Origin of the sequence: Burkholderia ambifaria AMMD (genome assembly GCF_000203915.1) — a bacterium.
In the GTDB taxonomy this organism is placed as follows: Bacteria; Pseudomonadota; Gammaproteobacteria; order Burkholderiales; family Burkholderiaceae; genus Burkholderia; species Burkholderia ambifaria.
The window spans coordinates 2,890,688-2,908,811 of sequence record NC_008390.1; the positions used below are offsets into that span (position 1 = coordinate 2,890,688).

Genomic DNA, 18,124 nt, shown 5'->3' on the forward strand with positions numbered 1-18,124 from the left:
GCGCCCGCGCGTCACGACGACGTGCGGGCCAGCTCCTCTCCTTCGCGCGGCAACGCCCGTTCGCGCGCGAACCGCGGAATGTGGCGCCGCATCGCGAGCAGTGCGACGCACACCACGCCCATCGCGGCGGCCAGCATCATCAGGTACGCCGTCGCGCCGCCCGCGGTGATCACGATCGCGCCAGCGAACGCGCTGAGGATCGCGCCGAGCCGGCCGAATGCGAGCGCGCTCGCGGTGCCGGTCGCACGCACCGCCGTCGGATAGATGTACGCGCAGAGCGCATACATCGTCGACTGCACCGCGTTGACGAACAAACCGTGCAGGCCGAGCCCGACGATCAGCCAGCCCGTGTGGCGTCCCGCATCGATACCCATCAGCCATATCGCGCTCGCCACGCCGCCGATGCTGCACAGCGCGAGCGGCCAGCGCGAACCGGCATGCGTGATCGCCCATGCGCACAGCAGCGCGCCGATCACGCCGCCGAGGTTGTACGCGGTCAACCCCGAGCCCGCGACCGACACGCTCAACCCGCTCGCGGCCAGCATCGTCGGCAGCCAGCTGAATGCCGCATACACGGCGAGCAGGCACATGAAAAATGCGCACCACAGCGCGATCGTGTCGCGCGCCTGATGGCCGGCGAACAATGCGCCGAACCCGCCGCGCGCGCCGGGTGCGCGTGCATCGCGCAGATCGGTGAACACGGTGCCCGGCGCGACCGGCCGCTGCATGCGCGCGAGCAGCGCGCCGAGTTCCGGCCAGCGCGCGGGGCGGCGCGCCAGATAGCGCGGCGATTCGGGCAGCGCGCGCATCAGGACGAAACCGAGCACGAGCGGCAGCGCGCCGCCGGCGAAGAACAGCCCGCGCCAGCCATAGCGCGGCAGCACCTCGTGCGCGAACAGTCCGGCCAGCATGCCGCCGAGCGGCACGCAGACGATCGTCGCCGTCACCATCATCGTACGGCGCCGCGCGGGCGTGTATTCGGCCGTCATCGTCGTGGCGGTCGGCAGCGCGCCGCCGATTCCGAGCCCCGCGCAGAAGCGCAGCAGCGCGATCGTCGCGACATCCGGCGCGAAGCCGATCGCGCAGGTCGCGACGCCGAACAGGAACACGCTGCCGATCACGGCCTGGCGGCGGCCGAAACGATCCGCGACGATTCCCGCGCACGCGCTGCCGATGCCCATGCCGATCAGCCCGGCGGCCACCGCCGGCGCGAATGCGCCGCGCGTGATCCCCCATTCGCGGATCAGCACCGGAATCGCGAAGCCGATCAACTGCCCGTCGAAGCCGTCGAGCACGATCGCGAGCGCGGCGAGCAGCACCACGCAACGCTGCATCGTCGTGAACGGCCCGTCGTCGAGCGTCGCGCCGATGTCGACGGCCGGCGGCTGCACTCCGTCGTGCGTGCTCATGCAACCTCCCGGCTGCCGCGCATCGGCGGCAAGGTGCGCGAACGGCGCGCGACAAGACAACGGTATTCGATGAATTTCATGGCGTCTCCTGTTGCCCGGGCTGACGCGCTGGCGCGTGCCCCGGATCTCGTGCTGCGCGGGCGGTCGATGCCGATGCATCGGCGCCGGCATCCTGTTCAATCTGCGCCGATCCGGCGGCATCGCGTCACGCGGCGCGCGCGTATCGTCGTGCGGCGCAAGCCGGCCGCCGGCCCGATGCTCAGTCGAGCTGCGCGTCGATCAGCCGGACCAGCGCGAGCAGCGTCTCGACGTGCGGCACCGCGACGCCCGTCTCGCGCGCGGCCGCGACGACCTGACCGTTGATCGCGCCGATCTCGGTGCGGCGGCCCGCGAGCACGTCCTGCAGCATCGACGGCCGATGGCCGCGATGCTCGCCAATCGCATGCTCGACATTGCGCGCGATCCGCTCGCCGTCCACGGCGATGCCTTTCGCGCGCGCGACGGCCGCCGTCTCCGCCGCGATCGCGAGCGCGAGCCGCGGACCTTCGGGATCGCGGCCGAGCTGGTCGACCGTGCAGCCCGTCGCCGCGCATAGCGTGTTGAGCGCCGCATTGAACGCGACCTTCTCCCAGATCGCGGCCCAGACGTCCGCATCGAGCGAACACGCGAGCCCCGCGCGCGACAGCGCGTCGGCCACGGCCGCCGCGAACGGGCGCGGCGCGCCGTCCGCCGTCATCATGCGGATCGTGCCGGTACCGTGCGAGCGCACGTGCCCGGCGCCCGCGAAGTCGGCCGGCCACGTCGTGACGCCGACCAGAATGCGCTCCAGCGGCACGTACGTATTCAGCGCCTCGACGTTGCCGAGACCGTTCTGCAGCGTCAGCACGGATGTCCGCGGCGTCAGCAATGCGTGCACGCCTTCGAGCGCCGCGCACGTGTGCAGCGATTTCGTGAACACGATCAGCAAGTCGAACGGGGCATCGGGCGCGGCGCCTGCCGCCGCATTCGCGGCTTCCGGCCGCACGGCCTGCAGCGTGCGGATGCGGCGTTCGCCGCGATCATCGTCGATGCGCAACCCGTCGCGGCGGATCGCATCGAGATGCGCATCGTTCACGTCGATCAGCGTGACGGCTTCGCCGTGCTCGGCCAGCCGCGCGCCGAACAGCGAACCCATCGCGCCGGCACCCAGAATCGCAATCCTCATCGTCGGTCGCCTCTCAGAACGGATAGTGGCGCGGCGTGGTCTGCACGGTGATCCAGCGCAGGTCCGTGAACGCGGCGATGCCGGCCTTGCCGCCGAAATGCCCGAAGCCGCTGTCCTTCACGCCGCCGAACGGCATCTGCGCCTCGTCGTGCACGGTCGGGCCGTTCACATGGCAGATGCCCGACTCGATGCGCGCCGCGACGCGCATCGCGCGCGCGACGTCGCGGCTGAACACCGCCGACGACAGCCCGAACGCGTTGTCGTTCGCGCAGTCGATCGCGGCCGCCTCGCCGTCGACCCGCACGATGCCCTTCACCGGCCCGAACGACTCCTCCGCGTAGATCCGCATCGCGGGCGTCACGCGATCGAGCAGCGTCGCCGGGAACAGCGTGGTGTCGGACCGGCCGCCGCACAGCAGCGTCGCGCCGTGCGCGAGCGCATCGTCGATCAGCGTGTTGCAGCGCTCGACGGCCTTCATGTCGATCAGCGAGCCGAGCACGACGGGCCCGTGGCGCGGGTCGCCCAGCGGCAGCGACGCGGCCCGGGCGGCGAGCTTCGCGACGAACGCGTCGGCGATCGATGCGTCGACGATGATCCGCTCGGTCGACATGCAGATCTGCCCGGAATTCGCGAACGCGCCGAACGCGGCCGCCGCGACCGCCGCGTCGAGATCCGCATCGTCGAGCACGACGAACGGCGCCTTGCCGCCGAGTTCGAGCACCGACGGTTTCAGATGACGCGCGCACGCTTCGGCGATGATCCGCCCGACGCGTGTCGATCCGGTGAAATTCACGCGGCGCACGGCCGGATGCGCGATCAGTGCGTCGACGACCGCGCCCGCGTCCTCGGGCGCGTTCGTCACGAAGTTCACGACACCCGCCGGCAGCCCGGCCTCCTGCAGCGCCTCGACCACCAGCCCGTGCGTGACCGGGCACAGTTCGGAGCCCTTGAGCACGATCGTGTTGCCGCACGCGAGCGGCAGCGCGAGCGCGCGCGTCGCGAGGATCACCGGCGCGTTCCACGGCGCGATGCCGAGCACGACGCCGGCCGGCTGTCGCACGCCCATCGCGAGCGAACCGGGCACGTCCGACGGGATCAACTCGCCACCAACCTGCGTGGTCAGCGACGCGGCCTCGACGAGCCCGCTCGCGGCAAGCTGCACGTTGAAGCCGGCCCACAGCGCCGACGCGCCGGTTTCGGCCGCCATCGCGGCGACGAACTGCTCGTGCTTCGCTTCGAGCGCGGCGGCCGCCTTCAGCAGCAGCGCGCGGCGCGCGCCGGGGCCAAGCGCCGCCCATTCGGGCAACGCGCGCGCGGCCGCGTCGGCCGCCGCGCGCGCATCGTCGACCGTACAGGCAGGCGCGGCCGACGCGACTTCGCCGTCGAGCGGGTTGCGGCGCACGAAGGTCGCGCCGCTGGACGAATGACGGCGTTGGCCGCCGATCAGCATCGATACGGTTTGCATGAATTCTCCGGAACGACGCGCGCTGCGCGTCAGGCCACCTCGACGTCGACGACGACGGGCGTACCGGCCCGCAGCGCATCCGTCAGCGTGTCGCGCAGGCGTGCGGCATCGGTGACGCGGATGCCGCGGCATCCCATCCCTTGCGCGAGCGCGACGAAATCCAGGTCGGGCAGATCGGTGCCCTGCACCGGATCGTCGGGACCGAAACCGAACACGGACGCGAATTCCTGCAGCGCCGCGTAGCGGCGATTGTTCAGGATCACGAACGTGATCGGCAGCTTCTGCTGCGCGGCGCTCCACAACGCCTGGACCGAATAGAGGCTCGACCCGTCGCCGATCAGCGCGATCACGCGCCGCCCCGGCCGCGCGAGCGCGACGCCGACCGCGGCCGGCATCCCGTAGCCGAGCCCGCCGCTGTCCATCGTGTAGAACGTGCCGCTGCGCGTGAACGGCAGATGCGTCTGCATCACCGGCCGCGCGCTCGGCGCTTCCTCGACGACGATGTCGTGCGCGTCGCGCAGCTCGGCGAGCGTCTGCAGCGCGAACGCCACCGACATCCGCTCGCCGGCGGCCGGCGCTTCGGCGCGCGGGCGCGGCGGCCGCGGCGCGGGCATCGGCCGCTCGGCCGGCGCTGGCCGGGCCAGCAGGTCGCGCGCCGCGAGCCGCAGGTTGCCGACGACCGCGTCGCCCGACGGCGTCCACGCGGCGACGCCCGGATCGTCGACGAGCTGCACAAGCGTGGCGCCCGGCGGCACATGCGGGCCGAAGCCTTCGACGTGATAGGTGAACGCAGGCGCGCCGAACGCGAACACGAGATCGTGCCCGTCGAGCCGCGCGACGATCTTCTCGCGGATCGCGGGCAGGAAGCCGGCGAACAGCGGATGGTCCTCGGGAAAGCTGCAGCGCCCCGACATCGGCGCGGCGTACACGCTTGCGCGGTGCCGCTCGGCGAGCCGCACCACGTCGTCCCACGCACCGGCCCGATCGACGGCCGCGCCGACCACGAGCGCCGGGCGCCGCGCGGCATCGAGCGCGTCGCCGAGCCGCGCGAGCGCGTCGGGATCGGGCCGCACGACGCTGCTCACGTCGCGGCGCGGCAGCAGCTCGGCCGGCTGGTCCCAGTCGTCCACCGGGATCGACACGAACACCGGCCCGCGCGGCTCCTGCATCGCGATCCGGTAGGCGCGCGCGATCGCGGCCGGCACGTCCTGCGCACGCGCGGGCTCGATGCTCCATTTCACGTACGGCTTCGGCATTTCGGCGGCCTGGGTCGCGCCGAGGAACGGATCGAACGGCAGGATCGCGCGGGCCTGCTGGCCGGCGGTGACGATCAGCGGCGTGCGGTTCCGGAACGCGGTGAACAGGTTGCCCATCGCGTTGCCGACGCCGGCCGCCGAATGCAGGTTGACCACCGCCGCATTGCCGGTGGCCTGCGCATGACCGTCCGCCATCCCGACCACGACGGCCTCCTGCAGGCCGAGCACGTAGCGGAAATCGGCGGGGAAATCGCGGAACATCGGCAGCTCGGTCGAGCCGGGGTTGCCGAACACGCGATCGATGCCGAACTGGCGAAACAGGTCGATGACCGCGTCGCGGACGGTGATCGGGGCGGCGGATTGGGACGGGGTGCCGGACATGCTCGGGCGTCTCCTCGGTGGCTTGGCGGTTTCCACAGTATTGAAGCGGGAGTCATTCTCGGATACTGTATTTTCTGAGAAAAGCCATTACGATTCGGCATGACTTTCGATCTCCGGCAATTGCGTGCTTTCACGACCATCGTCACGTGCGGCAGCCTCGGCCGCGCGGCCGACGCGCTGCACGTGACCCAACCGGCGCTCAGCCGCATCCTGAAGCGGCTCGAGGATCAGGTCGGCGCGCCGCTGTTCGAGCGTCACTCGAAAGGCGTGCAGCTGACCGCGTTCGGCGAGGCACTGCTGCCGCACGCGACGCTGCTGCAGCACGAGGCCGAGCACGCGCGCGAGGAGCTCGACGCGATGCGCGGCTTCGCGAAGGGCACGATCAAGGTCGGCACGGTGGGCAGCATCGCGAGCCTCGTGCTGCCGGTCGCGGTCGGCCGCGTGCTCGACCGCTGGCCGAACCTGCGCGTCGAGATTCTCGAAGGCGTGTGGGACCGGCTCGCGGATGGCCTGAACAAGCATGAGATCGATCTCGCGCTGTCCGCGCACGGGCCCGACACCGACGAGATCGTCGCGATTCCGGAGTGCCGCTGGGAGGATCGCAGCCATATCGTTGCGGCGCCGCACCATCCGCTGCGCGCGCTCGGACGCGCGCCCACACTCGCCGACACGCTGCACGCGCGCTGGGCGAGTCCGCCGCGCGGCACCGCGCCGTTCGACCACATGCGCGCGACCTTCGACGCGCACGGGCTCGCGCTACCCGACATCTCGGTCGAGACGCGCTCGGTCACGACGCTGAAGAGTCTCGTCGCGCACGCGGGCTTCCTGAGCTGGATGGCCGAACCGATGTACGGCGCCGAACAGCGCGCCGGCACGATCGACACGCTGCCGGTGCGCGAAGTGGTGGCGGTGCGCACGCTCACCGCGTTTCGCCGCCGCCACGGGATCCTGCCGGGGCCGGCCGGCAAGCTGCTCGACGAACTCGTCGCGCTCACTCGCGACGCGCGCGACGCACGCTGACACCCGCCCTCCCGCCCCGCAGCGCACCATCGAAATGCCGCGTCGCCGCCTTGACTTTCGCTCGCCCGAATACGATCATTCGCTCACATGACGAGCAAATGATCGTATTCGACGACGCGGATCGCGGGTGCTGCAGCCAGGCCGGCCGGGATCCGATCGCGACAGGAGACACCGGATGACCGAATCGCCCTCCGCCCGCACGCCCGTGCTGCTGCACATCGGCGCAGGCTCGTTCCACCGCGCGCACCAGGCGTGGTATCTGCATCGCGTGAACGCGGCCGTGCCGGCCGGCGAGCGCTGGTCGCTGACCGTCGGCAACATCCGCGACGACATGCGCGCGACGATGGACGCGCTCGCCGCGCAGCACGGCGCGTACACGCTCGAGACCGTCACGCCGCAAGGCGAGCGCGCATACGAGACGATCCGCGCGATCTCGCGCGTGCTGCCGTGGTCGATCGACCTCGCCGCGCTGATCGAGGCCGGCGCCGACGCGGCGTGCCGCATCGTGTCGTTCACCGTCACCGAAGGCGGCTACTACCTCGACGAACACAACCGGCTCGATATCGCGAACGCCGATCTCGCGGCCGACCTGCAGGGCGCGCGCACGACGCTGTACGGCGCGCTCGCGGCGCTGCTCGCCGAACGCGTCGCGCGCGGCGCGGGCCCGCTCACGCTGCAGAGCTGCGACAACCTGCGCAACAACGGCGCGCGCTTTCGCGCGGGCATGCGCGAATTCCTCGAACGGCGCGGCGAGGCCGGCCTGCTCGCGTGGTTCGATGCAAACGTCGCGACGCCGAGCGCGATGGTCGACCGCATCACGCCGCGCCCGACCGACGACGTGCGCGAACGCGTGCGCGCGGCCACCGGCGCGGACGATGCGTGCCCGGTGATGGGCGAATCGTTCATCCAGTGGGTGATCGAGGACCGCTTCGCGGCCGGCCGGCCGCGCTGGGAGCTGGCCGGCGCGGAACTGGTCGACGACGTGCACCCGTACGAGGAAGCGAAGATCCGCATCCTCAATGCGACGCACAGCTGCATCGCGTGGGCCGGTACGCTCGCGGGCCACACGTACATCCACGAGGGCACGCACGACGCGGCGATCCGCCGCTTCGCGCACGACTACGTGACGCAGGACGTGATCCCGTGCCTCAGCCCGAGCCCGCTCGACCTCGAACGCTATCGCGACGTCGTGCTCGAACGCTTCGGCAACCCGTACGTGCTCGACACGAACCAGCGCGTCGCGGCCGACGGCTTCTCGAAGATTCCCGGCTTCATCGCGCCGACGCTCGTCGAATCGTTCGCGCGCGGCGCGGCGCCGGTCGCCACCGCGGTGCTGCCGGCGCTGTTCCTGCGTTTTCTCGAACGCTGGGCGCGCGGGCTGCTGCCGTATGCGTACCAGGACGGCGTAATGGATGACGGCACCGCGCGGGCGATCGTCGAGGCCGACGACCCGGTCGTCGCGCTGTGCGCAAGCCGCGCGCTGTGGGGCTCGCTCGCCGGCAACGCCGCGCTGTTCGACGCGCTGCGCGCCGGGCTCGCGCGCGTCGACGCGTGGCTCGCGCAGCGCTGATTCACAGCCCCTTGGCCCTCTCCCGGCGGCCCGCGCTCGCCAGCGGCCGCGCATCCGGGCGAACCTGCGTTGGCATGCGCGGGTGCGTGCAGCTAAAGTAGCGGCTCCTCACTGACGGAACGGATCGCTCATGTATCTCGGCATCGACCTCGGCACCTCGGAAGTGAAGGTGCTGCTGCTGGCCCCGGACGGCACCGTGGTCGGCACCGCGGGCACGCCGTTCGGCGTGTCGCGGCCGCACCCGCGCTGGGCTGAACAGCATCCGGACGACTGGTGGCAAGGCACGCTCGCCGCGCTCGCGGCGCTGCGCGAACGGCACCCCCAGGCGTTCGCGCAGGTGCGCGGGATCGGCCTGTCGGGCCAGATGCACGGCGCGGTGCTGCTCGGCCGCGACGATCGCGTGCTGCGCCCCGCGATCCTGTGGAACGACATGCGCAGCGCCGACGAATGCGCGCTGCTCACCGAACGCGCACCCGATCTGCACGCGCTGGCCGGCAACCTCGCGATGCCCGGCTTCACCGCGCCGAAACTGCTGTGGGTCGCGAAGCACGAACCCGACGTGTTCGCCGCGACCGCGTGCGTGCTGATGCCGAAGGACTACCTGCGCTTCCGGCTCACCGGCGCGAAGGTGTCCGACCCGTCCGACGCGGCCGGCACGCTGTGGCTCGACGTCGCGCGCCGCGACTGGTCCGACGCGCTGCTCGCCGCGTGCGACATGACGCGCGAGCAGATGCCGCGCATCGTCGAAGGCAACGCGCCGTCCGGCACGCTGCGTGCGGACGTCGCGCGCGAGCTCGGACTGTCGGAGGCTGTCGTGGTCGCGGGCGGCGGCGGCGACAACGCGACGAGCGCGCTCGGCATCGGCGCGATCCACGCGGGCGACGGCTTCGTGTCGCTCGGCACGTCGGGCGTGCTGAGCGTGGTCGGCGACCGCTTCATGCCGAATCCCGCATCGGCCGTGCATGCGTTCTGTCACGCGATTCCCGATCGCTGGCAGCTGATGAGCGTCGTGCTGTCGGCCGCGAGCTGCCTGCGCTGGGTCTGCATGCTGACCGGCACCGACGAGCCGGCGCTGCTCGCCGAAATCGAGGCGCTCGACGCGGACGCGCTCGCCACCGCGCCGCTGTTCCTGCCCTACCTGTCCGGCGAACGCACGCCGCACAACGATCCGTATGCGCAGGGCGTGTTCTTCGGGATGACGCACGCGACCGAACGCGCGCATCTCGGCTACGCGGTGCTCGAAGGCGTGACGCTCGGCCTCGCGGACGGCCTCGACGCGCTGCACACGGCCGGCGTCGAAACCGACCGGCTATCGCTGATCGGGGGCGGCGCGCGCAGCGCGTTCTGGGCGCAGCTGATCGCCGATGCGCTGAACGTGCACACGCGCCAGCACGGCGGCGGCGAAACTGGCGCGGCGCTCGGTGCGGCGCGCCTGGGCTGGCTCGCCGTCGGCGGCGATCCGCAGGTGGTGCTGACCAAGCCGCCGGTGCGCGCCGAATACACGCCCGACGCCACGCGCCATGCGCAGCTGCGCGAGCGCCTCGACGCGTTCCGCGCGCTGTATCGCCACGTGCGCCCGCTTTACGAACCGTCGCGCGCGCGGCTCGCGTAAGCGCCGCAGCGGCCGTCGGCCGCGCGCCCGGCATGCGTTACAGTGGATGCCGTCGGCGCCCCTGACGGCCGGCCCGCGGGGGCGGCCCCCAGATCCAAACCGAACCGCTATCGTGTCCAAGTCCTCAGAAAAACTCGATCTCGCCACACGCGCCGCGTGGCTCTACTACGTCGCGGGCGACACGCAGAATGAAATCGCCGAGAAGCTGCAGGTGTCGCGCCCGGTCGCGCAGCGCCTCGTCGCGTTCGCGGTCGAGAAGAACCTGATCCGCGTGCGCGTCGATCACCAGCTCGCCGACTGTCTCGATCTCGGCGCGCAACTGTCGAAACGCTACGGGCTCGCGATGTGCGAAGTCGTGCCGGTCGATGCCGACGCGCCCGAAGCGATCGACCGCAAGCTCGCGGTCGCCGGCGCGCAGGTGATGGAGCGCTACCTGAACGAAACGCGGCCGATGGTGATCGCGGTCAGCAGCGGCCGCACGCTGAAGGCGGCGGTCGCGCAGATCGCGCAGATCGAGCGGCCGCAGCACCGGCTCGTGTCGATGGTCGGCGCGATCGCGGCCGACGGCTCGTCGAACCGCTACGACGTCGCGCAGTACATCTCCGAGAAGACGGGCGGCAAGCACTTCCTGCTGCCCGCGCCGCTGTTCGCCGACAGCGACGCCGAGCGCGCGCAATGGTGCAACCACCGTCTGTACCGGATCGTCGATGCGCTGTCGGCGCAGGCCGACGTCGCGTTCGTCGGGATCGGCAACATCGGCCCGCATTGCCCGCTCTACGAGGACGGCTTCATCACCGAACAGGAACGCGACGAGATGACCGCGCTCGGCGCGGTGGCCGAGCTGCTCGGTGTGCCGATCGATGCGCGGGGCAGGCTGGTCGACGTGTCGACGAGCGCGCGCGTGACGAGCGTCGCGCTCGACGCGCCGCCGAAACGTCCGACGATCGCGTTCGCGGGCGGCCCGAAGAAACGCGACGCGGTGATCGCCGCGCTGCGCGGCGGCTGGCTGTCGGGGCTCGTCACCGACGAGACCTGCGCGCGCGCGGCACTCGAGGCGAAGGCGGCCTGACGCCGCGGAACGCTCACACGGCCGCGCGCGGCGCCGGAAACGCATGCCGGCGCGCGCGCCACGCGCCGACCCACGCCGCCGCCAGCAGCGCGACGAGCACCCACGGAATCGCCCCCGCGCCCGTCGCGCCGAGCAGCATCCCGCCCACGATGCCGCCGCCCGCGATCGCGAGGTTCCACACCGTCACGAGCATCGACTGCGCGACATCGGCCGCATCGCCCGCCGCGTTCGCGGTGGCCGTCTGGAACAGCGTCGGCGCGCCGCCGAACGCGAGCCCCCACAGCGCGACGCCTGCATAGACGATCGCCATCCCGGACCCGGCGCCGAGCATCGCCGCCGCAAGCGCGAACAGCGCGATGCTCGCGAGCGTCAGCCGCCGCTGCGCGGCGCCGATCCATGCGCCCGTCAACGCAATGCCGACCAGCGACGCGACGCCGAACACGAACAGCACCGCATCGACCTGCGCGCCCATCCGCACGCCCGCGAGGAACGGCGCGACGTAGGTGTACAGCATGTTGTGCGCGAGCACGTACGCGAACATCACGACCAGCACCGGCCGCACGCCGGGCAGCGCGAGCACGCCGAGCACGGGCTCGCGCGCGCCGGCCGGCTGCCCGGGATAGTCGGGCACGCGCAGCCGGATCCAGCCGATCAGCGCGAGCGCCGCGACCGTGATGCCCGCGAACGCAATACGCCAGCCGAACATCGCGCCGAGCGCGGTGCCGGCCGGAATGCCGATCGACATCGCGACCGGCGCGCCGAGCATCGCGACCGCGATCGCCCGGCCGCGCAGCGATGCGTCGACCATCCGGCTCGCATAGCCGGCCAGCAGCGCCCACAGCAGCCCGGCCGACATGCCCGCGACGAAGCGCGCGGCGAGCGTGAGCGCGTAGTACGGCGACGCGGCCGTCAACGCATTCGACACGACGAACCCGGCCAGCGCCGCGAGCAGCAGCCGGCGCCGGCGCATCGCGCGCGTCGCGGCGACGAGTGGAATCGCTGCGACGATCGAGCCGAGCGCATAGACGGTCACGAGCTGGCCGATCAGCGCCTCGGTCACGCGCAGGTCGACGCTCATCAACGGCAGCAGGCCGGCCGGCAGCGCCTCGGTGAGGATCGTGATGAAACCGGCGGTGGCGAGCGCCAGCAGGTTCGCGACCGGCAGGCGTTCGCGCACCTGCGCGGACGGGTCGGACGCGCGGTCCGCAACCCGGTCGGAGACGGATACGCACTCACTCATGCCGCGCCCCGGTCGTCGACACCGTACACCGCATCGCGCACGTCGGTGACGACACGCCCGTGCATCCCTTCGTACAACGTATTGGTCAGCGCGACGACCGTCAGCCCGGCCGCGCGGTCGACGAACCACGCATGCCCGTACGCACCGCCCCAGCGCCACGTGCCGACCGACTCCGGCGACCGCGCGGCCGCCGGATCGCGCAGCACCGAAAAGCCGAGTCCGAAGCCGAATCCCGGCGCGTCCGGCAAGTCGTTCGCCCCCGGCTGCACGCGGGACATCTCGTCGATCCAGCGGCGTTCGAGCCAGCCGTCGCGGCCGGTGCGCAACGTATCGAGCAGCGTCAGGCAGTCGCGTGCGGTGCCGACCATCCCCGCGCCGCCCGACGGCCACGCGGCCGCGTCGAACGCGCGCGCCGGTGCGAAGCGGATGCCGACCGTGCCGTCGTACACCGGCGCGAGATCGTCGTCGGCCATCCGGCGCGGCGCGACCGGCGTACTGACGTACGGCGTCGCGAAGCGTGCGGCGTCGTGCGAGAAGAACGCGGTGTCCGACATCCCGAGCGGCGTCGTGACGAGTGCGGCCACGGCCTCGCCGAGCGGCCGGCCGTCGACCGCCTCGATCAGCGCGCCGACCACGTCGATCGCGAGCGAGTAGTCCCACGACGTGCCGGGCGCGAACCGCAGCGGCACGCCGGCGATGCGCCGCACGTTCTCCGCGAGCGACAGGTCCGCGCGATCCATCCCGTCGGACACGCCGGCACGCGCATACGGGCCGTCGGCGTCGGCTTCGAGGAAGCGGTAGCCGAGCCCGGCCGTATGCGACAGCAGATGACGCAACGTGATGTCGGTGGGCGTGCCGTCACGCAGCGTCGGCCGGAACGCGGGCAACCAGTGCGCGACCGGCTCGTCGAGTTCGATGCGTCCCGCCGCGACCAGCCGCATCGCGGCGGCCGTCACGATTGGCTTCGACACCGACGCGAGCCGGAACAGCGTGTCCTCCCGCATCGGCGTGCCGGCCTCGCGATCGGCGAGGCCGGCCGCGCGCGCGTAGCGCAGTTCGCCGTCGCGGGCGACCAGCACGACCGCGCCGACCACGCGCGCGTCGGCCAGCGTGCGATCGAGCACCGCGTCGAGGCGCTCGGGCAGCGCGGCGTCCGGTTCTGCGCGGTGAGCGGTGACAGGCAGGGATGACATGGCGTGACCTCGAACAGTGAAGGAACGCCCATCGTAGGGAGCCGGCGCAAGAAGAAAAACCGGGTTAGAGTTCCGGACACTCCGGACATCGATGTCCGCAATCGGGAACCTGCATGGAAAATCTTGGCGGCTTCGTCGTGTTCGTCCAGGTCGCGGAAACGCGCAGTTTCGTCGCGGCCGGCCGCGCGCTCGGGCTGTCGGCGTCCGCGATCGGCAAGCGCATCGCGCGGCTCGAGGCCCGGCTGAACGTGCGGCTGTTTCACCGCAGCACGCGCAGCATCACGCTGACCGCGGAAGGCACGCGTTTCCTGGAGCGATGCCGGCGCGTGATCGCCGAGATCGACGCGGCCGAGCAGGAACTGACGCACAGCGCCGAAGCGCCGCGCGGGCGCCTGCGCGTGAGCCTGCCGACGATCGGCACGCTGCTGCTGCCGCTGCTCGCCGATTTCATGGCAGCGTATCCGGAGATCGAACTCGACATCGATTTCAGCGACCGCCTGGTCGACGTCGTCGAAGAAGGCTTCGACGCGGTGCTGCGCACCGGCCAGCCGACGGATTCGCGGCTGTCATCGCGGCTGCTCGGCCATTTTGGCCAGCACCTCGTCGCGTCGCCCGACTATCTCGAACGGCACGGCACGCCGCGCACGCCGACCGATCTCGCACGGCACCGCTGCCTGCACTACCGCTTCCCGAGCAGCGGCAAGCTCGAGATCTGGCCGCTGCGCGCGTCGCGCTCGGGCACGCCACCGGCGGTGCCGGTCTCGATGGTCAGTAACAGCGCGGAGACGCGTCTGTGCTTCGCGCGGCGCGGGCTCGGCATCGCGTGCCTGCCCGAATTCTTCGTGCGTGACGCGCTCGACGACGGCACGCTGCGTGCGGTACTCGCCGAACACATCGTGAGCCGCACGCCGTTCTACGTGCTGTGGCCATCAGGCCGCCATCCGACGCCGAAGCTGCGTGCATTCGTCGACCACATGGCCGAGCACTTGCGCCTGTAACCGGCGCAAGCCGTTACGCCGCCTTCGCGTGCGCGCTCAGCCGCCGGAACGCCTGCCCCTGCTCGTCGAACAGGTGGCAATGCTCGGGCTGCGCATGCACGTGCAGCGCCTCGCCGGTGCGGTACGTGTCGAGCGGCGGAATCCGCGCGATCAATCCATCCGGCGCGACCGCCGACTCCGCATACAGGTACGCGGCATCGCCGAGCGATTCGACGGCCATCGTCCGCGCGGCGACACCGGTGCCCGCCGCGCCCACCAGCAGATGCTCGGGCCGCACGCCGACGGTCACGGCCGCGCCGGCCTGCAGCCCCGCCGCATCGACCGCCACGCGCTGCGTCTCGCCGCTGTCGAAGCGCACCAGCACGCCGGTCGCATCGGCCGACTCGACCGTGCCCTTCAGGAAGTTCATCTTCGGCGAGCCGATGAAGCCCGCGACGAACCGGTTCGCCGGCGCGTGATACAGCGTGTTCGGCGTGCCGACCTGCTGCACCGCGCCGCCGGACAGCACGACGATCTTGTCGGCGAGCGTCATCGCCTCGACCTGATCGTGCGTCACGTAGATCATCGTCGTCTTCAGCTCGTCGTGCAGCCGCGCGAATTCCAGCCGCATCTTCACGCGCAGCGCCGCGTCGAGGTTCGACAACGGCTCGTCGAACAGGAACACCTTCGGCTTGCGCGTGATTGCGCGGCCGATCGCGACGCGCTGCCGCTGGCCGCCCGACAGTTGCTTCGGCTTGCGCTCGAGCAGGTGATCGATGTGCAGGATCTTCGCGGCCTGCTTCACCGCCTGGTCGATCTCGGGCTTCTTCGCGCCGGCGAGCTTCAGGCCGAACGCCATGTTGTCGTACAGCGTCATGTGCGGATACAGCGCATACGACTGGAACACCATCGCGATGCCGCGCTTCGCGCTCGGCACGTCGTTGACCTTCGCGCCGTCGATCAGCAGCTCGCCGCTCGAGATGTCCTCGAGCCCGGCGATCATCCGCATCAGCGTGGATTTGCCGCAGCCGCTCGGGCCGACGAACACGACGAATTCGCCGTCGGCGATGTCGAGGTTCACGTTGCGCAGCACTTCGGTGTCGTCGTAGCGCTTCGCGATGTTGCGCAGGAGCACGCTTGCCATGGTCTGTCTCCGTTCGTTCGTGATGCGCCGCGTCCGACGCGGCGCGCAATCGTTCGTGGTGAGGGTCTGTTGCGCTAGCCCGGCAGCACCGCGCCCGTCGCCTGCCAGCGCGCGACGTAGCCGGGCAGCTCGTGCATGTCGTCGAATACGTGACGCGCGCCGATCCCTCGCAGCGCGTCGATCTGCGCGGCCGACGCATGCCCGCCGCCGACGAAGCCGAGCACGGTCATGCCGGCCGCGGCGGCCGCGGTGATGCCCGTCACGCTGTCCTCGACGACGAGGCATTGCGCGGGCACCGCGCCGAGCGCGCGCGCGGCCGCGAGATACACGTCGGGCGCGGGCTTCGGCCGCGCGACGGCGTCCGCGCAGAACAGCCGGTCGCCGAAGAAGCGCGCGAGGCCGGTGCGCGCGAGCGCCGTCTCGACATACGCGCGGTAACTGTTGCTCGCGCACGCCGTCGGCAGGCTGATCGCCGCAAGTGCCGCCTCGATCCCGTCGACCACCGGCGCGTTGACGGCCGCCGCCTCGACCGCGCGGCGGATTGCATCGACGTCGTCGGCCGACAGCGTGCGGCCGACGGCCTCGCTCGCGCCCGCCAGCACGCGCTCGATGCGCAGCCCCAGCAGCGGCATCACGGCCGGCCGCGCGTCCACGCCCGGCCAGCGCGCGTCGAGCTCGCGCACGATCACGTCGGCGGCGACGGCCTCGCTGTCGATCAGCACGCCGTCGCAATCGCAGATCAGCACGTTCACCCCGTGGCCGACCACGCCTTTGCCGGCCGCCGTCATTTGACCGCCCCGAACGTGAGCCCGCGCACGAGCTGCTTCTGCGACAGCCAGCCGACGATCAGGATCGGCGCGACCGCGAGCAGGGAAGCCGCGGACAGCTTCGCCCAGAACAAGCCCTCGGGGCTCGAGTACGACGCGATGAACACGGTGAGCGGCGCGGCGTTCGAGCTCGACAGGTTGATGCTCCAGAACGCCTCGTTCCACGACAGGATCACGAGCAGCAGCGCGGTGGACGCGAGGCCCGGCAGCGCCATCGGCATCAGCAGGTAGACGATCTCCTGCCACGTCGACGCGCCGTCGATGCGCCCCGCTTCGAGGATGTCCTTCGGAATCTCGTTGAAGTACGTGAAGGTCATCCATACCGCGATCGGCAGGTTGATCAGCGTGTACACGATCACGAGGCCCGACACGGTATCGAGCAGCCCGGCGTTCTTCCACAGCAGGTAGATCGGCACGAGCACGCCGACCGACGGCATCATCTTGGTCGACAGCATCCACAGCAGCACCTTCTGCGTGCGGCGGTTCGGGAAGAACGCCATCGCGTAGGCCGCCGGCACCGCGAGCAGCAGCGAGATCGCCGTGACGCCCGCCGAGATCAGCACCGAGTTCCACGCGAAGCCGAAGTAGTTGCTGCGCGCGAACACCTCGCGGAAGCTGTCGAACGTCGGCACGAAGAACAGCGTCGACGCGTAGGCCTGCTGCTCGGTCTTGAACGCGGTGATCGCCATCCAGAAGATCGGGAAGAACAGCAGCAGCGCGATCAGCCACGCCAGCGCGCCGGGCAGCGCACGCCGCACGAGGTCGAATGCGGCCGGCGCGCGCCGGCCTTCCAGAGTCAGGTCGCTCATTTCTCGTACTCCCCCTTCAGGTTGCGCGCGAGCATCCGCACCAGGAAGAACGACACGACGTTCGCGACCACGACGGCGATGATCCCGCCCGCGGACGCGAGGCCGACGTCGAACTGCTGCAGGCCGAGCGCGTAGATCAGGTACGACAGGTTGGTCGTCGCATTGCCCGGGCCGCCGCCCGTCGTCGTGTAGATCTCCGCGAAGATCGACAGCAGGAAGATCGTCTCCATCATCACGACCACGGCGATCGCGCGCTTCAGGTGCGGCAGCGTGATGTAGAAGAACATCGCGATCGGGCCCGCGCCGTCGATGCGGGCGGCTTCCTTCTGCTCCTGGTCGAGCGACTGGATCGCGGTGAACAGGATCAGGAACGCGAACGGCAGCCACTGCCACGCGACGATCATGATCACGGCGGTGAGCGGGTAGTCGGCGAACCAGTCGACCGGCGTCATCCCGAGCGCGCGCATCGCGTTCGCGACGAGCCCGTACACCGGATGCAGGATCATGTTCTTCCAGATCAGCGCGGCGACCGTCGGCATCACGAAGAACGGCGCGATCGCGAGCAGCCGCGCGATGCCCTGCCCGTAGAACTTGCGATCGAACAGCACGGCCATCAGCACGCCGCCGACCACCGTGATCGCAAGCACCGCGCCGATCAGCACGAGCGTGTGCCAGATCGCGGGCAGGAACGACGGATCGGTCGCGAGGAAGCGGTAGTTGTCGAGCCCGGCGAAGCCCTTCACGTCCGGATTCAGCAGGTTGTAGCGCGAGAACGAATACCAGATCGTCATCGCGAGCGGAATCGACATCCACAGCAGCAGCACGGCGACGGACGGCGACACGAGCCAGCTCGGGCCGCCGCGCGCGCGGCGCGGCGCGCCCGGCGGCGACGACGCATCGCCGACCGACGGCGCGTGGCTCAGGGGAAGACGCAAATGACGCATGATC

The 18,124-nt window shown here is 71.1% G+C and carries 15 protein-coding genes; 5 read left to right on the top strand and 10 right to left on the bottom strand.

Going from position 1 to position 18,124, the window contains the following annotated elements; translation table 11 throughout:
- Positions 1 to 11: 11 nt before the first annotated feature.
- The 4 genes from BAMB_RS13275 to mdlC form a co-directional block, all read right to left on the bottom strand.
- A complete protein-coding gene (locus tag BAMB_RS13275) occupies positions 12 to 1,409 on the bottom strand; it encodes an MFS transporter (RefSeq protein ID WP_011657772.1) in 1,398 nt (465 codons plus the stop codon).
- A 259-nt stretch (positions 1,410 to 1,668) separates the two neighbouring features.
- The gene (locus BAMB_RS13280) at positions 1,669 to 2,613 is read right to left on the bottom strand and encodes a ketopantoate reductase family protein (RefSeq protein ID WP_011657773.1); all 945 of its coding nucleotides are present in this window, start codon (positions 2,611 to 2,613) and stop codon (positions 1,669 to 1,671) included.
- A 13-nt stretch (positions 2,614 to 2,626) separates the two neighbouring features.
- Positions 2,627 to 4,078 carry an aldehyde dehydrogenase gene (locus tag BAMB_RS13285; protein WP_011657774.1) on the bottom strand — a complete coding sequence of 484 codons (1,452 nt, stop codon included), beginning with the start codon at positions 4,076 to 4,078 and terminating at the stop codon, positions 2,627 to 2,629.
- Between the two features lie 29 nt (positions 4,079 to 4,107).
- A complete protein-coding gene (gene mdlC / locus BAMB_RS13290) occupies positions 4,108 to 5,715 on the bottom strand; it encodes a benzoylformate decarboxylase (RefSeq protein ID WP_011657775.1) in 1,608 nt (535 codons plus the stop codon).
- Positions 5,716 to 5,814: 99 nt separating this feature from the next.
- Here mdlC and BAMB_RS13295 point away from each other — a divergent pair, with 99 nt between their 5' ends.
- From BAMB_RS13295 to BAMB_RS13310, 4 genes are all read left to right on the top strand, one after another.
- Entirely contained in the window at positions 5,815 to 6,735 is a 921-nt protein-coding gene (locus BAMB_RS13295; RefSeq protein WP_011657776.1) for a LysR family transcriptional regulator, read from the top strand.
- Between the two features lie 175 nt (positions 6,736 to 6,910).
- Entirely contained in the window at positions 6,911 to 8,305 is a 1,395-nt protein-coding gene (dalD, locus tag BAMB_RS13300; RefSeq protein ID WP_011657777.1) for a D-arabinitol 4-dehydrogenase, read from the top strand.
- Positions 8,306 to 8,435: 130 nt separating this feature from the next.
- A complete protein-coding gene (xylB, locus tag BAMB_RS13305) occupies positions 8,436 to 9,917 on the top strand; it encodes a xylulokinase (RefSeq protein WP_011657778.1) in 1,482 nt (493 codons plus the stop codon).
- Between the two features lie 112 nt (positions 9,918 to 10,029).
- Positions 10,030 to 10,986: a sugar-binding transcriptional regulator gene (locus tag BAMB_RS13310; protein ID WP_041491260.1), complete on the top strand. Its 957-nt coding sequence runs from the start codon at positions 10,030 to 10,032 to the stop codon at positions 10,984 to 10,986.
- A gap of 13 nt (positions 10,987 to 10,999) precedes the next feature.
- Here the strand turns inward: BAMB_RS13310 and BAMB_RS13315 are convergent, their stop codons facing one another.
- Both BAMB_RS13315 and BAMB_RS13320 read right to left on the bottom strand, forming a co-directional pair.
- Positions 11,000 to 12,226 (bottom strand): MFS transporter, encoded by a 1,227-nt coding sequence (locus tag BAMB_RS13315; RefSeq protein WP_011657780.1) that lies wholly within the window; start codon positions 12,224 to 12,226, stop codon positions 11,000 to 11,002.
- Positions 12,223 to 13,419: a serine hydrolase domain-containing protein gene (locus tag BAMB_RS13320; RefSeq protein ID WP_011657781.1), complete on the bottom strand. Its 1,197-nt coding sequence runs from the start codon at positions 13,417 to 13,419 to the stop codon at positions 12,223 to 12,225. Before BAMB_RS13320 ends, BAMB_RS13315 begins: the two co-directional genes overlap by 4 nt.
- A gap of 113 nt (positions 13,420 to 13,532) precedes the next feature.
- On the opposite strand from BAMB_RS13320, the gene BAMB_RS13325 reads away from it, so the two are divergent.
- A complete protein-coding gene (locus tag BAMB_RS13325) occupies positions 13,533 to 14,417 on the top strand; it encodes a LysR family transcriptional regulator (protein WP_011657782.1) in 885 nt (294 codons plus the stop codon).
- A 13-nt stretch (positions 14,418 to 14,430) separates the two neighbouring features.
- Here BAMB_RS13325 and BAMB_RS13330 read toward each other — a convergent pair whose 3' ends face one another.
- From BAMB_RS13330 to BAMB_RS13345, 4 genes are all read right to left on the bottom strand, one after another.
- Positions 14,431 to 15,540 carry an ABC transporter ATP-binding protein gene (locus BAMB_RS13330; RefSeq protein ID WP_011657783.1) on the bottom strand — a complete coding sequence of 370 codons (1,110 nt, stop codon included), beginning with the start codon at positions 15,538 to 15,540 and terminating at the stop codon, positions 14,431 to 14,433.
- Between the two features lie 74 nt (positions 15,541 to 15,614).
- Positions 15,615 to 16,328 carry an HAD family hydrolase gene (locus BAMB_RS13335; RefSeq protein WP_011657784.1) on the bottom strand — a complete coding sequence of 238 codons (714 nt, stop codon included), beginning with the start codon at positions 16,326 to 16,328 and terminating at the stop codon, positions 15,615 to 15,617.
- The gene (locus BAMB_RS13340) at positions 16,325 to 17,176 is read right to left on the bottom strand and encodes a carbohydrate ABC transporter permease (RefSeq protein ID WP_011657785.1); all 852 of its coding nucleotides are present in this window, start codon (positions 17,174 to 17,176) and stop codon (positions 16,325 to 16,327) included. Before BAMB_RS13340 ends, BAMB_RS13335 begins: the two co-directional genes overlap by 4 nt.
- Entirely contained in the window at positions 17,173 to 18,120 is a 948-nt protein-coding gene (locus tag BAMB_RS13345; protein ID WP_006759345.1) for a carbohydrate ABC transporter permease, read from the bottom strand. Before BAMB_RS13345 ends, BAMB_RS13340 begins: the two co-directional genes overlap by 4 nt.
- Positions 18,121 to 18,124 lie beyond the last annotated feature (4 nt).

Bases quoted from the DNA above. Each gene is read 5' to 3' on its own strand.
- dalD (WP_011657777.1), top strand. From the start codon at position 6,911: ATGACCGAATCGCCCTCCGCCCGCACGCCCGTGCTGCTGCACATCGGC.
- BAMB_RS13275 (WP_011657772.1), bottom strand. From the start codon at position 1,409: ATGAGCACGCACGACGGAGTGCAGCCGCCGGCCGTCGACATCGGCGCG.
- BAMB_RS13295 (WP_011657776.1), top strand. From the start codon at position 5,815: ATGACTTTCGATCTCCGGCAATTGCGTGCTTTCACGACCATCGTCACG.
- BAMB_RS13285 (WP_011657774.1), bottom strand. From the start codon at position 4,078: ATGCAAACCGTATCGATGCTGATCGGCGGCCAACGCCGTCATTCGTCC.
- BAMB_RS13345 (WP_006759345.1), bottom strand. From the start codon at position 18,120: ATGCGTCATTTGCGTCTTCCCCTGAGCCACGCGCCGTCGGTCGGCGAT.
- BAMB_RS13320 (WP_011657781.1), bottom strand. From the start codon at position 13,419: ATGTCATCCCTGCCTGTCACCGCTCACCGCGCAGAACCGGACGCCGCG.
- BAMB_RS13330 (WP_011657783.1), bottom strand. From the start codon at position 15,540: ATGGCAAGCGTGCTCCTGCGCAACATCGCGAAGCGCTACGACGACACC.
- BAMB_RS13315 (WP_011657780.1), bottom strand. From the start codon at position 12,226: ATGAGTGAGTGCGTATCCGTCTCCGACCGGGTTGCGGACCGCGCGTCC.
- BAMB_RS13335 (WP_011657784.1), bottom strand. From the start codon at position 16,328: ATGACGGCGGCCGGCAAAGGCGTGGTCGGCCACGGGGTGAACGTGCTG.
- BAMB_RS13280 (WP_011657773.1), bottom strand. From the start codon at position 2,613: ATGAGGATTGCGATTCTGGGTGCCGGCGCGATGGGTTCGCTGTTCGGC.
- BAMB_RS13340 (WP_011657785.1), bottom strand. From the start codon at position 17,176: ATGAGCGACCTGACTCTGGAAGGCCGGCGCGCGCCGGCCGCATTCGAC.
- xylB (WP_011657778.1), top strand. From the start codon at position 8,436: ATGTATCTCGGCATCGACCTCGGCACCTCGGAAGTGAAGGTGCTGCTG.
- mdlC (WP_011657775.1), bottom strand. From the start codon at position 5,715: ATGTCCGGCACCCCGTCCCAATCCGCCGCCCCGATCACCGTCCGCGAC.
- BAMB_RS13325 (WP_011657782.1), top strand. From the start codon at position 13,533: ATGGAAAATCTTGGCGGCTTCGTCGTGTTCGTCCAGGTCGCGGAAACG.